Genomic DNA, 13,946 nt, shown 5'->3' on the forward strand with positions numbered 1-13,946 from the left:
ATAGTATAATTCTATTTTAAAGCGTTTTCTTAACCTCTACTTCCTGAAAAGCTTCAATGATATCGCCTATTTTGATATCGTTATAATTTTTGATTTGCATACCGCAATCGTAACCTTTAGAAACTTCTCTAACATCATCTTTAAAACGTTTTAAAGTTGCCAATTCACCTGTGTGAATCACAATGCCATCTCGAATAAGTCTGATGTTAGATTTTCTATATACTTTACCAGAAGTTACCATACAACCTGCAATGGTTCCGACTTTAGAAATCTTGAAGGTTTCTCTGATTTCTGCAGTACCAGTAACTTCTTCTTTGAGTTCAGGTGAGAGCATGCCTTCCATAGCATCTTTAATATCATTTATAGCATCATAAATAATAGAATAGGTTCTGATGTCTATTTCTTCTTTATCAGCAAGATTGCCCGCTGAACCCGCTGGTCTGACATTAAAGCCAATGATAACCGCATCAGATGCAGAAGCGAGCAAGACGTCACTTTCGGTAATGGCTCCAACGCCTTTATGGATAATATTGACTTGAATTTCGTCTGTAGATAATTTTTGTAAACTATCAGACAAGGCTTCAACAGAACCATCTACATCCGCTTTTAGGATAACATTGAGTTCTTGGAAATCGCCAAGAGCTATTCTTCGACCAATTTCATCAAGGGTGATGTGTTTTTGAGTTCTTACACTTTGTTCTCGTAAAAGTTGAGTTCGTTTTGAGGCAATTTCTTTAGCTTCTCTTTCATCTTCCATTACTTTAAAAGTGTCGCCTGCTTGTGGAGCACCATCTAAACCAAGTACAGAAACCGGTGTAGAAGGTCCAGCTTCTTTAACTTTGTTGCCACGCTCGTCTTGCATAGCTTTAATTTTACCAGAAGTTGTTCCAGCTAAAATATAATCTCCTACTTTTAAAGTTCCTGTTTGCACCAAAACCGTAGAGACATAACCTCTACCTTTATCAAGGAAAGCTTCAACAACAGTACCTTGAGCTAGTCTATTAGGATTAGCTTTTAGGTCAAGTAACTCGGCTTCAAGAAGTACTTTTTCGAGTAAATCTTCAACGCCATCACCTGCTTTAGCAGAAATATCATGAGATTGAATGCTTCCACCCCAATCTTCAACCAATAAATTCATATTGGCGAGAGATTCTTTAATTTTTTCTGGATTTGCTGTCGGTAAATCTACTTTGTTTATAGCAAAAATAATTGGCACTCCCATGACTTGAGCATGTGAAATAGCTTCTTTAGTTTGTGGCATCACATCGTCATCTCTTGCTATTACGATAATAGCAATATCGGTTACTTTAGCACCTCTTGCACGCATAGCGGTAAATGCTTCGTGACCAGGTGTGTCTAAAAATGTGATTTTTTGTTTAGAATTAAGCTCAACACTATAAGCTCCAATATGTTGAGTGATTCCACCACTTTCACCAGCAATTACATTTTCTTCTCTAATATGATCTAACAAAGAAGTTTTACCGTGGTCAACATGTCCCATAACTGTAACGATAGGTGCTCTTGGCTCAAGGTCTTCTTCTTTATCGACTTGTTCGGGTTCTATATTGTTATCTTCTTCACTATCTACAAATTCTACATCATAGCCAAATTCTTCTGCTACAATGGTGAGTGTTTCAGCATCAAGACGTTGATTCATCGTTACCATCATACCGAGAGACATACAAGCAGAGATAATTTCGGTTACCGAAACGCCCATCATAGTTGCGACTTCATTTACGGTAACAAATTCAGTAACTTTGAGTATTTTGCTGTCTTTTTCTTGCTGATCGAGTTCGTGTTGTGATTTTTGACGATGCTGTTCTCTTTTTTCTTTTCTGTATTTTGCACCGCCTTTTCCTTTCTTGGATTTGCCTTGAAGTTTTTCTAAAGTTTCTTTTATTTGCTTTTGTACTTCTTCCTCTGTAGGTTCTTCTTTAGTAACGCGTTTAGGTCTATTTCCTTTAGAGCTTTTGCGTTTGTCAAAATTTGGTTTATTGTCACTTTTGGTAATTCTGCGTCTTCTTCGTTTCTTAGAATTATCAGAAGCTTTTTTGTTGTCTTTTTTCTTAGGCTTTTCTTTAAATTTATCAAGATCAATTTTTTCGCCTGTTACATTTAAGCCTTTAAGTTTAGTGTATTTAGTCTCAAGTTTTTCTATTTTCAGCTCTTCGTTATCAGAAGTTTTATCTGGTTTGGCCTGTGTTGGTTTCTGACTTTCTTTTGAATCTTTCTTGTTTTCAGCAGATTTCTTATCGTCTGCCGTTGCACTTTTTTTAGGCTTAGGTTTATCCTTGTCCAAATCAATTTTACCTACTGTTTTAGGACCAGAAAGTTTAGCTCTTCTTAATCTTTCTTGGTCTTTTTCTTTTTGTTCTGCGACTTTTTGTTCTTCTAACGCTTTTTGCTCTTTTTCACGTTGTTCTTTTTCAAGCTGTTCTTTTTCTTCTTTTTCTTTTTTTCGCTGAAGTTCTTTTTCACGGGCTAAACGAAGCATTTCTTTTTCTTTTTTCAGCTCTTCGCTGACTTCTTTGGATTCTACTCGTTTAGATTTATCCGTTTCAAATTCTTCATATAAGACGTTATATATTTCATCAGATATTTTGGTAGTAGGTCTTGCATCAATTTCATAACCTTTTGATTTTAAGAAATCTACAACCCTATCTAAAGAAACATTAAATTCTCTTAATACTTTATTTAATCTAATTTTTTTGACTTCAGCCATAAATGAGTTTACTAAATTCTTTTGTCTTGTCTATTATACAAAGATTAATTTAAAATACTTAATCTTCAAACTCTTCTTTTAATATTTTTACTACATTAGAAACAGTTTCTTCTTCTAAGTCTGTTCGTCTAACTAAATCCTCAACAGATTGTTCTAAAATGCTTTTTGCTGTATCTAATCCTATTTTTATGAATTCTTGAATGACCCAATCTTCAATTTCATCAGAAAATTCAGTCAATTCCACATCTTCATCTTCTACGCCGTCTCTAAAAACTTCAATTTCATATCCAGTCAATCGTACTGCTAATCTGATATTGTGTCCACCACGACCAATAGCTTTAGAAACTTCTTCTGGTTTTAAGGTAACTTCTGCTATTTTTTTATCTTCATCAATCTTAACGTTCATGACTTTTGCAGGGCTTAATGCTCGAGTTATATACAAATGAATATTGTCTGTATAATTAATAACGTCAATATTTTCGTTGCCAAGTTCTCTCACAATACCGTGTATTCTTGAGCCTTTCATGCCAACACAAGCACCAACGGGATCTATTCTATCATCATAGGTATCTACGGCAACCTTGGCTTTTTCACCAGGAATTCTAACGGCGGCTTTTACTGTAATTAGACCGTCAAAAACTTCTGGAATTTCTTGTTCAAAAAGTTTTTCTAAGAACTTAGGAGATGTTCTTGATAGCACAATAATGGGTTTATTCCCTTTGAGTTCAACTTTTTCAATCACGCCTCTAACGCTATCTCCTTTTCTGTAAAAATCAGAAGGGATTTGGTGTTCTTTAGGAATAATTAGTTCATTGCCATCATCGTCAAGAAGGATAACCATATTTCTTCTCACGTGATGCACTTCTGCGGTATAAATTTCACCGATAAGGTCTTCAAAATATTTAAAGGTATTGGTGCTATCGTGTTCGTGAATTTTGGAAATCAAATTTTGTCTTAATGCCAATATAGCACGTCGTCCTAAATGGGCTAATTTAACTTCTTCAGAAACATCTTCTCCAACTTCAAAGTCGGGTTCTATTTTTCGAGCATCTGAAAGTGATATTTCTTGATTTTCATTTTCTACTTCACCGTCGTTAACAACAATTCTGTTTCTCCATATTTCTAAATCACCTTTGTCTGGGTTTATAATAATGTCAAAGTTGTCATCTTCACCGTATTTTCTTTTTAGTGCATTTCTAAATACATCTTCAAGAATGCCCATTAAGGTAACACGGTCGATTAATTTATCATCTTTAAATTCTGAAAACGAATTGATTAAATCAATATTTTCCATCTTAATTTTTATTAAACATTAATTTGATACTGGCTTCTTTTATGGTTTCAAAAGGAAAAGTTTTGTCGTGTTCTACGGTTATTTTGCCTTTGCCTTTTGTTTTTTTCTCTCTTGATTTCCAAGTGAGTCTGATTTCATTGTCATTGACTTCGACTAACTTGCCTTCAATTTTTTCTGTGTCGGTTTTCAATTTCAATTTTCTACCGATGTGTTTTTTGTATTGTCTTTTGTCCACCAAAGGTTCATCAGCACCAGGCGATTGAACTTTGATAGAAAAGTCATACAAGTCTCTATCGAGAGCGACTTCTATTTTTCTGCTTACTGAAATACAATCTGAAACATTTACAAGTTCATCTCCATCTATGGTTAAATTGATATCTAAACCGTCAGAGATATGCTTATTGACTAAAAATAAATCTGTTCTTTCTTCAAAAATTGCTGAAATCGCCTGTTCTATGATATCCTTTGCTTGCATAAATTTATAAAAAGAGGGGACAAAATGTCCCCTCTACCCTTAATCTTTTGCAAATATACAATTAAATTACAATTTGAAAAAACTTTTATGTTTCAGATATTTTTTTGTAGTTTTATTAACAATTTTTAAACTTAATCTTATGAAAAAAATTCTCGTCCCAACAGACTTCTCGCCCGAAGCAGAAAATGCTTTAAAAGTTCTTGCACAAATCGCTAAAAATTTTGATAGTGAAATTTTTCTTTTGCACATGTTAGAGTTGCCTCTTGATTTAATTGACCCATCGCAACCAAGAGGTACAGGTGATTTACCTGAAGCTCTTTTCTTTATGAAATTAGCTCATCAAAGGTTTAATGAAGTGATGAAAAAAGATTATCTAAAAGGTATAAAAGTTAATGAAACTGTTGAATTTCATGAAGCCTTTGATGGCATTATGGAAATTAGCAAAAAACACCAATGCGATGTGATTATAATGGGTTCAAGTGGTGCAGATGGCTTGAAGGAAATATTTATCGGTTCGAATACCGAAAAGGTGGTTCGCCATTCTGAAATTCCAGTTTTGGTGATTAAAAAAGAGATCCCATTATTTGAAGTTAAAAAGTTTGTTTTTGCCACAGATTTAGACTCTGAATCGATTCCAACATTTAAAAAAGCTATTGATTTTGCTAACAAACTCGACACAACTATCGAGTTAGTGATGGTCAATACAGCGAGTAAGTTTAGCACTACTGATGAAATTGATGATAAACTCAAAAGTTTCACTGAAAATATTGATGAAGCTGACTACCAATTTAGCGTATATAATGATGTCAATGTTGAAACGGGAATTTTAAATTACGGCAACAAAATCAATGCAGATTTAATCGGTATAAGCACGCATGGTCGCAAAGGTTTGGCACATTTTATTAATGGAAGTTTGAGTGAAGATTTAGTCAATCATGCTAAACGACCAATTGTGACTTTTAAAATTTAAGCATGAAGCACTAACAGCGGGGCTTGTTGATTTAAGTTTTTTGTGTTGAGTTGTTGAAATATTTGATTACTTATACTCAAATTTTTTGCCATAAACATAATCATATCAGCATCTAAACAAGCTTCATAAATCGCTTTTTTATCTTTGGATTGAATGGGCTTGAATTGAAAATTGATTTCCTTAAAAGTTTTTGCTATTTTATCTTTATTGTTTTTTTTAAACAACAAATTATTAAGTATTCGGTTTGGCACTTCTAATATGGATAAATTTATTTTTTTCCAAAAAACAAGTTGACTTATGGTTTTAAAATATTTGTATTGAAATGAAATTCCATAATCTAAAGGAAACACAATATGGTTCGGAATTTTTATGACAGAGTTTTCAAATACAACGAGAATTGGACATTTTATTTTAGTAACAATGTCAAATGTATTTTTTCCAAATTGTCTATCTTCATCTGAAGTTTTACCTTTTCCTCCCATTAAAATCATATCCACGGAGTTTTTATCGATATAATTTCTAACGGCATCTACGAGATTATTTTTTATAAAAACTTTTGAAAGCGTATGATTTGGCTTCAGTTTTGGTTCTAAATTGTGTTCATTTTCGAGTAAATTTCTCTCTCTTTTTTTTGCACAAATCCCATTGCAAGTCGATGTTTTACAAGGTTTCATAGCGTGAAATAAAACAAAATGCACATCTTCTTCGCCAAAAAAATTTAGGGCATATTCCTGTGTTATTTTGGCGTTCTTAGAAAAATCAGTAAGAAGTAAAACCTGCATAAACTCCTGTATAGGTTACAAAACTAATGTCAAAGCAGGTGTTGTGAAATGATATTTGTCAGTTTAAAAAAAATAGACTAAGAAATTTGCTCTAATTTTTCAAAATCTAACACTTTAATATTACGACCTTCAATTTCTATAAGTACTTCTTTTTTAATTTAGATAGTGTTCTTATCAAACTTTCTTGAGCAATGCCAGCCACTGCGACCAAATCGGCACGTGAAATTCTGATTTGCCTTAGTTTGTTGCGTTTAAGTCGTTCGGTAAATAAAATAATAGTTTGTGCTGTTTTACGCTTTACCGAGCTATACGCCATATCAAGCAACTGATTTTTAGTGTCTTGCAAATTATGGTCTAGCACATCAATAATGTCATAAAGCATTTTTGTATTGGCATCTAAAAAGTTTTTAAAATCTGATTTAGGAATGCAATATAACTCGGTTGGCTCAAGGCATTCTGCTATTTCTTTTGAGGAGTTGTGTTTAAATGTAAAATCGCCAAAAACATCGTCAGTTTTATATAGAGCAGTTATCAATTCTTTGCCATTTTCATCAATCATATAGGTTTTGACAACGCCTTTGTCAACCATATAAAAATAATTTGAGCCTTTATTGCTGTCATAAACCACTTCTGAAGTTTCAAAAGATTTAAGCTCATAACTTTTTAAATGTTTTTTAAGGTCTTCAAAATTGCTTAATTTAGGATGACTTTGTTGATTGTCTTGTCGCTGTTGAAGAATTGCCGTTTTAGCAATTCGACTTTCAATAGCACTGATCAATTCATCTTCTTCAAAAGGTTTAGTCAAATAGTCGTCTGCACCTAAATTCATACCTTTTCTAATGTCTTTATGGTCGGTTTTTGCAGAAAGAAAAATAAATGGAATATACTGAGTTTGTGGATTTTTAGACAAAATTTCTAAAACTCCATAGCCATCCAACTCAGGCATCATAATATCACAAACAATGAGGTCGGGATTAAAACGTTTGGCTTCTTCTACGCCTTTAAGTCCATCGGAAGCTGTTTGCACTTCATAATCTAATAGTTCAAGTATTTCAGCCGTATTTTCTCTTACGGTCATATCGTCTTCTATCAATAGTATTTTTTTAGCCATTAGTTGTCGTGTTTTATTGGAAGTTTTATAAAAAATGTAGAGCCTTTATTTTCTTGACTTTCAAAATAAATATCTCCACCTAAATTATCTAAATGAACTTTAATGATGTTTAAACCAATACCTGTGCCTTGATTGAGTAAAGCATTTTCTGCCCTAAAATAGCGTTCAAAGATGTGTTGTTGATCTTTTTCGGGAATACCAATGCCTTGATCCTGAATATCAAACTTTAAATATTTATCGTCAAAATTAATATCTAAAGTTATAGTGGTATCTTCTCTTGAATATTTTATTGCATTGTTGAGCAAATTAGATAAAATCAGCTCTAAAACATGCCTATCTTGATACAATTCTACATCTTGTAAATCTTGAGGATAATTAATAATTTGACCTGCTTTTAAAGTTACATTGGCATTATAAACAACTTCATTAATCAAATTTAACAAACTGAAGCGTTCAAATTTATAGGTAAATTTTCCTGTTTCTAATCGCTCAACTGAAAGAAAATCGTTGAGAATACTCGTTAGATAATGCACTTTATTTTTGATGGTATTTAAGTGTTTTTCACGCTTTTCCTGTTGCTCAGTCTGAGTGTATTTTTTGGCTAATGTAGAAGATGTCAAAATTCCGCTCAAGGGTGTTTTAAACTCGTGAGAGACTAAGGATAAGAATTTGGTTTTCAAATCATTGAGTTCACGTTCTTTTTGAAGAGCTGTTTTTATGCGAGCTTCGGCTTGTTTTCTACGCATAATTTCGTCTTTCAGTAAATCGTTAAGTTCTGAAAGTTCTTCAACACTTGATTTGAGATCTTTGGTGCGTTTATGAACTTTTTCTTCAAGCGATGCATTGAGATCTAAAATTTCTTGTTCTGCTTCGACTCTTTTGGTGATATCAGTGATCAGCGTCATCACATATTTTTCACCTTTAATTTCAAAAGGATTTAAGCCCGCTTCTAAGGGAAAGGTTTTGCCTGATTTAGTTAAACCAAAAATATTTCGACCAACACCCATTTGGCGACTTTCTTTTTTTTTAATGAAAGATTTTACGTATGCTTCGTGTTTATGATGAAATTTTTGTGGAATCAATATATTGATATGTTGACCTTTCAATTCATGAATTTCATAACCAAACATTTTCACCGCTGAGTCGTTAAGCTCAACGATTAGTTGTTGTTTGTTCACGATTAAGGCTCCTTCTGATATGCCATTAAATAGAATCGAAAATACTTCAGAATTTGATAATGTAAAGCTACTCAAGTTTTCAAATTTATGTCCAAAAATAAGAATTTATTAAGTAACTTCCATAGTTTTCAGTGAGTAGGTTTGTTTAATATTTCACACAAAACATAATTACGACTTAAAATGAACAAGTTTTTCGGTTAAAATTTTATTTTCTAAAAAAAATTAAATCTCATTTCAACACAAATCTATGCATTTTTGTTTTGGACTGTTAGCAATAGTTTTTATTTTATTTAATTGACTTTCACGCATTGGTTCAAAAAAATTATAACCTGAGTTCGATTTATTGAAAGCTATAAATCAGATGATTACATCTTTTTGTAAGCAAATTTTGTCATTTCGAACGAAGAATGAGGAGAAATCCAATCCTACTGAGATATCTCGTCCCTCATGCTTCGCTCTATCGACATGACAGATAATTAAATATCTGTATTTTATATGAATATATTTTATTGGAATTTATATCGAACTCACGTAATTATAAACTCAATCTAAATTAGCATTCAATCTATGATCTAAAAAATCTTCATCATCCAAATTGTTTAGATATAAATCATAGTAAAGTTATAATTTTTTCTAAAGGTTTTGAGTTGAGGCATTAAAATTTAATTCACTCGTTTCACATATTGACCTTTACGCCTTTCTTTTTCTTCTAACAAAAGTGATAACTCACGTGATGATTGTCCTTGGACAGACGAATTTTCTTGAGCTCTTCTAAACAAGTAAGGCACCACGTCTCTCACTGGACCAAAGGGAACAAGCTTAATAGCGTTTGAACATTCTTCGCCAAGATTATAGCTTATGTGATCACTCATACCATAAAGCTGACCAAACCAAACACGATCATCATCTAATTTTAAGCCTTTTTGAGACATTAATTGTAAAGCCATATAAGTTGAAACCTCGTTATGAGTACCTATAAAAGTAGCGATATCATCTATATTATCGATACAATAGCACATAATAGCATTAAAATTAACATCTGTAGCTTCCTTGTCTTCACATATTGGAGTTTGGTATCTTTTTCTTCTAGCTCTCGCGTTTTCTTTTTCCATATAAGCACCTCTAACAATTTTAAATCCAAGTTTAAAATTTTCTTTTTTAGCTCTTTCGTGAATATCTTTGAGATAGGCTAACCTGTCCCATCTGTAGCATTGAATAGTATTAAAAATAATAGCCTTATCTCTGTTGTAAATTTTCATCATTTCTTCAATCAAATCGTCAACTGCTTTCTGCATCCATGTTTCTTCTGCATCAAACATAAGTTTTGTGTTGTAATCAGCTGCAGTTTGGCACAGCATTTTAACTCGTTTTTGGATGCGATTCCATTCTGATTGTTCTGATGAGCTTAATTCTTCGTTTTGACTTACTTTTTCCCAAATCTTAAAACGACCTAAACCAGTGGGTTTGGCAACTGCAAAAGGTATTTCTTTTTGTTCTGAGGCAAATTTTATGATTTCTGCTTTTGTTTTTGCAACTTTTTCAAATTCTTTTTCATCACTTTTTCCTTCTACTGAATAGTCTAAAACACTATAAACATGTTTAGAATACATGAGTTTGATAAGAGGTAAACAGTCTTTTTGAGTTGTGCCACCACAGAATTGTTCAAAAACTGTTTTTTTTATTATCCACTCTATCGGCAACCGGAGCTTAAGGGCAATTTTTGTAAAAAAAATACCTAAAGGCACCAAAAGAGGAATATTCATCAATTTAAAAATAAATATTGACCTTTTTAAATCCTTTTCAGATTTTAAAATAAAAGCCCTTTTGGTGTTATTGAAAATTTTTGTGTCTATCATATCAGTCAAATTTACCTCAAAGATAAATAATAAAAGACGCAAAAAGTCAGGTGTATTTAACTAATTTGCATTTCTTAAAAATTGATAAAATAATGATAGATGATAAGAGCATTTTATTTGGGAAAAAAGCATATAAAACCTTAGATACACTTGTCAAAACAGCCTCAGTTTCAAGCGTGTTTTTGTTGATTGATAACAACACAAAAACACATTGTTTAGATCATTTTAAAAATCGCGTTAGCTTTAATTTTAAAACCGTATTGATTCCTTTTGGAGAAACGCATAAAAATCTTGAAACCTGCTCAGTTATATGGCAAAACCTTTCTGATAATGGAGCTGACAGGCAATCTTTACTGATTAACTTAGGTGGTGGTGTGATAACAGATATTGGTGGGTTTACAGCTTCATGTTTTAGACGTGGAATTGCTTTTGTGCACATTCCAACTACATTGTTAGGTATGATTGACGCAGCTATTGGCGGAAAAAACGGCGTTGATTTTAAAAATCTAAAAAATCAAATTGGTGTTATAAAACAACCTGAAATGATTTTAATAGACCAAGTTTTTTTGAAAACACTCCCTCATAACCAAATGGTAAGTGGTTTTGCTGAAATGATAAAACACGGTTTAATCAATGTAAAATCTCATACGTATTTTGATAAATGTTTAGATTTAGAAAAAGTTGATAGTGAAAATATTAAAGACCTCGTGGAAGAATCTATTAAAATAAAAAAAATGATAGTCGATGCAGACACATCAGAAAAAGGAATAAGAAAAATTTTGAATTATGACTATACTTTAGGACATGCTATAGAATCCTACAGATTGTCGCTTGACCCAACTAAACACTTGCTTCATGGTGAAGCTATAGCAATAGGTTTGGTCTTAGAAACTTTTATTTCTCATAAAATGTTCGGTTACCCAAAACGTGTATTGAATCAATTAAAATCCTTAGTCAAAAGATTTTATATATCTCAAAATTTTGGTCGTGATGAAATTTCACAAATCATTGATTTAATGAAATATGACAAAAAAAATATCAAAGGTAAAGTCAATTTTGTATTGCTCAAAAATATAGGGCAATACGTTTTGGATTGTCAAGTAGAAAACAAATTAATCTATGAAGCTTTTGATTTCTATGCAAAAGATTAGCCATGAATACTTTCATGTTGACCTAACTTTTTCATTATTTCAGCTTCGTAGTTTAGCAATTTGTGCCATTTTTGGTCAACAATATTTTTATCGCCATAATGTCTAGCAAGTTGAAGAAACATGGTGTAATGATTGGCTTCAGAAATCATAAGTTTTTTGTAAAAGGCTCTTAGTTTTTCATCTTTTAAATTTTCTGACAATAGCCTAAAACGCTCACAACTTCTTGCTTCGATGAGTGCGGCATAAAGCAATCTATGTATGAGTTGGTTGGTTCGACTACCGCCTTTTTCAAAGAATTTTTGTAGCTGTACAACATATAAATCTTTTCTATCTCGACCCATTGTGATGTTTTTGGTTTTAATTAAATCATGAACCATTTTGAAATGACTCATTTCTTCTTGAGCGAGTTCGGTCATTTTGGTAACAAGCATTTCATATTCAGGAAAACTGACAATTAGCGAAATAGCTGTTGATGCGGCTTTTTGCTCACAATAGGCATGATCGATTAAAATTTCTTCTATGTTTTTTTCAGCTATATTAGCCCATCTTGGGTCTGTTGGAAGTTTTAAACCTAACATATTTTAAAATTCTAAATCGAGTTTTTTTCTTAACAATTCTACGTTTGGGTTTTTTTCTACAAAATACTTGTATTTTTCTTCATTGGTATGCAAGTATTTTTTCTCTTGAAATTGGCTCACGTGAATGACAAGATCGAGATGCGAATTTCTTAAGGTGTTTTTTAAATATTTTAGAATACGATCTTTATTCCTTTGAATATCAATTTTCATGGTTTCATTTGGCAATTGTATTTCAATGGTATTATCCTTGAGTTTTGGAACATCAGATAGCAAAGTAGAAGCGAGTAATTTTTCTCCTCTATCGTCTATAATTTCTGCAAATTTTATCCAAGCAGATTTTAGACTATCAAGGCTAAATTTTTCATTTAAAATTTCTGTCTCAACTTGTTTATTCTTATTTTTTTGAACGTGATTTTTCTTAAATTCAATTGACTTAAGCGATAATGCACTTTTTTTTAATGGTCTTGCATTTTGAACAGATTCTTGCTTTTGCTCTTTCTGCTCAGTTGTATTGTTAACTTTCTCAGTGTTATCGGTTTGGGTTTTGTCTTTTTTTGCAGAGGTTATAGATTTTTTTGATTTTTTTTCTACAACTGGAGACGCTATGGATTTAGGCTTTTTTTTTTGTGATAAAATCGTCTCTTGACTTGCTAGTTTCATCAGACACAGTTCTACATGTAGTAGCTTATTTTGACTTAATTTATAATTAAAATCACATGTATTTGCTAAATCTATAGATGTTAATAATTGTTGAAAGCTAAAATTTTCAGATTGCTCTTTGTATTTTTTCTTAGCTTCATCTCCAACATCAAGGAGCTCTATCGTTGATGGATTTTTACAGACCAAAAGATCTCTAAAATGAGACGCTAAACCACTGATGAAATGCTGACCATCATATCCTTTGGCTATAACTGCATTAAAATAGGTAACTAATCCAGGTATATCAGCCTTTAGAATTAAATCGGTGGCATGTAAAAAAGTTTCAAAATCAAGGATATTTAAATTTTCTGCAACAGCCTTTCGTGTGAGTTTATTACCGCAATAACTTACCACGCGATCGTAAGTTGACAATGCATCTCGCATAGCTCCATCAGATTTTTGAGCAATGATCAGCAAAGCTTCATCTTCGGCTTCTACGCCTTCTTTTGCGACAATTTCTTTAAGGTGTTCTAGGATATCTTGAACTGTGATGCGTTTAAAATCAAACACTTGACAACGAGATAAAATCGTTGGAATAATTTTATGTTTTTCGGTTGTGGCTAAAATAAAAATAGCGTGTTTTGGCGGTTCTTCTAAAGTTTTTAAAAACGCATTAAACGCGACCGATGAAAGCATGTGTACTTCATCAATGATGTAAACTTTAAAATTACCAGTTTGTGGTGGGATGCGTACTTGGTCATTGAGATTTCTGATATCATCAACCGAGTTATTGGAAGCAAGATCTAATTCAAAAATATTAAAAGCATAATCAGAAGTTTCACTATCAGAAGACACTTGGTTGACTGTTTTGGCTAAAATTCGGGCACAGGAAGTTTTGCCAACTCCACGTGGTCCAGTGAATAGCAATGCTTGTGCCAAGTGATTATTGTCAATAGCATTTTTTAGCGTGTTGGTCACTGCTTTTTGACCGATAACTTCTTCAAAAGTATCTGGTCTGTATTTTCGTGCGGATACTACAAAATGGTTCATAGCACAAATATAAATAAAGCTATCATTTGAATAGAACTTTTGGTCAAAAAAGCTATTAGATTGCTAATTTAGTCCGTGATTGATTAATCAGTTTCATTTAGGGTTTCCTCAGAAAGTCAGAATTTAAAGTTATAGATTTA

The 13,946-nt window shown here is 32.4% G+C and carries 11 protein-coding genes; 2 read left to right on the top strand and 9 right to left on the bottom strand.

What is annotated here, in order from left to right; genetic code table 11:
* Window positions 1–16: 16 nt before the first annotated feature.
* From infB to rimP, 3 genes are read right to left on the bottom strand one after another with little or no spacing between them, the layout of a single operon-like run.
* Entirely contained in the window at window positions 17–2,722 is a 2,706-nt protein-coding gene (infB, locus tag IGB25_RS05970; protein ID WP_211066583.1) for a translation initiation factor IF-2, read from the bottom strand.
* 58 nt (window positions 2,723–2,780) lie between these two features.
* Window positions 2,781–4,016, bottom strand: coding sequence for a transcription termination factor NusA (gene nusA / locus IGB25_RS05975; RefSeq protein ID WP_211066584.1), 1,236 nt, complete (start codon window positions 4,014–4,016; stop codon window positions 2,781–2,783).
* 1 nt (window position 4,017) lies between these two features.
* A complete protein-coding gene (gene rimP / locus IGB25_RS05980; protein ID WP_211066585.1) occupies window positions 4,018–4,491 on the bottom strand; it encodes a ribosome assembly cofactor RimP in 474 nt (157 codons plus the stop codon).
* Between the two features lie 139 nt (window positions 4,492–4,630).
* Between rimP and IGB25_RS05985 the strand changes: the two genes are divergently transcribed.
* A complete protein-coding gene (locus IGB25_RS05985; protein ID WP_211066586.1) occupies window positions 4,631–5,461 on the top strand; it encodes a universal stress protein in 831 nt (276 codons plus the stop codon).
* On the opposite strand, the gene IGB25_RS05990 is transcribed toward IGB25_RS05985, so the two are convergent.
* The 4 genes from IGB25_RS05990 to IGB25_RS06005 form a co-directional block, all read right to left on the bottom strand.
* Complete coding sequence (locus IGB25_RS05990) at window positions 5,458–6,243, bottom strand: universal stress protein (RefSeq protein ID WP_211066587.1); 786 nt, start codon at window positions 6,241–6,243, stop codon at window positions 5,458–5,460. The two genes, IGB25_RS05985 and IGB25_RS05990, sit on opposite strands and share 4 nt — an antisense overlap.
* 136 nt (window positions 6,244–6,379) lie before the next feature.
* Window positions 6,380–7,354, bottom strand: a complete 975-nt coding sequence (locus IGB25_RS05995) for a response regulator (protein WP_371815958.1) — start codon at window positions 7,352–7,354, stop codon at window positions 6,380–6,382.
* On the bottom strand, window positions 7,354–8,607 hold the full coding sequence (locus tag IGB25_RS06000; RefSeq protein WP_211066588.1) for a PAS domain-containing sensor histidine kinase: 1,254 nt from the start codon (window positions 8,605–8,607) through the stop codon (window positions 7,354–7,356). The genes IGB25_RS05995 and IGB25_RS06000 overlap by 1 nt, the downstream gene beginning before the upstream one ends.
* Window positions 8,608–9,194: 587 nt before the next feature.
* Complete coding sequence (locus IGB25_RS06005) at window positions 9,195–10,388, bottom strand: proline dehydrogenase family protein (RefSeq protein WP_211066589.1); 1,194 nt, start codon at window positions 10,386–10,388, stop codon at window positions 9,195–9,197.
* Window positions 10,389–10,480: 92 nt separating this feature from the next.
* Here IGB25_RS06005 and aroB point away from each other — a divergent pair, with 92 nt between their 5' ends.
* Entirely contained in the window at window positions 10,481–11,539 is a 1,059-nt protein-coding gene (gene aroB / locus IGB25_RS06010) for a 3-dehydroquinate synthase (RefSeq protein WP_211066590.1), read from the top strand.
* Here the strand turns inward: aroB and IGB25_RS06015 are convergent.
* Window positions 11,536–12,117, bottom strand: a complete 582-nt coding sequence (locus tag IGB25_RS06015) for a tRNA-(ms[2]io[6]A)-hydroxylase (RefSeq protein WP_211066591.1) — start codon at window positions 12,115–12,117, stop codon at window positions 11,536–11,538. The genes aroB and IGB25_RS06015 overlap by 4 nt on opposite strands.
* A gap of 3 nt (window positions 12,118–12,120) precedes the next feature.
* Window positions 12,121–13,806 carry a DNA polymerase III subunit gamma/tau gene (gene dnaX / locus IGB25_RS06020; protein WP_211066592.1) on the bottom strand — a complete coding sequence of 562 codons (1,686 nt, stop codon included), beginning with the start codon at window positions 13,804–13,806 and terminating at the stop codon, window positions 12,121–12,123.
* Between the last annotated feature and the right edge of the window lie 140 nt (window positions 13,807–13,946).

It is taken from the genome of Flavobacterium sp. CS20 (genome assembly GCF_018080005.1).
Lineage (GTDB): Bacteria > Bacteroidota > Bacteroidia > Flavobacteriales > Flavobacteriaceae > Psychroflexus.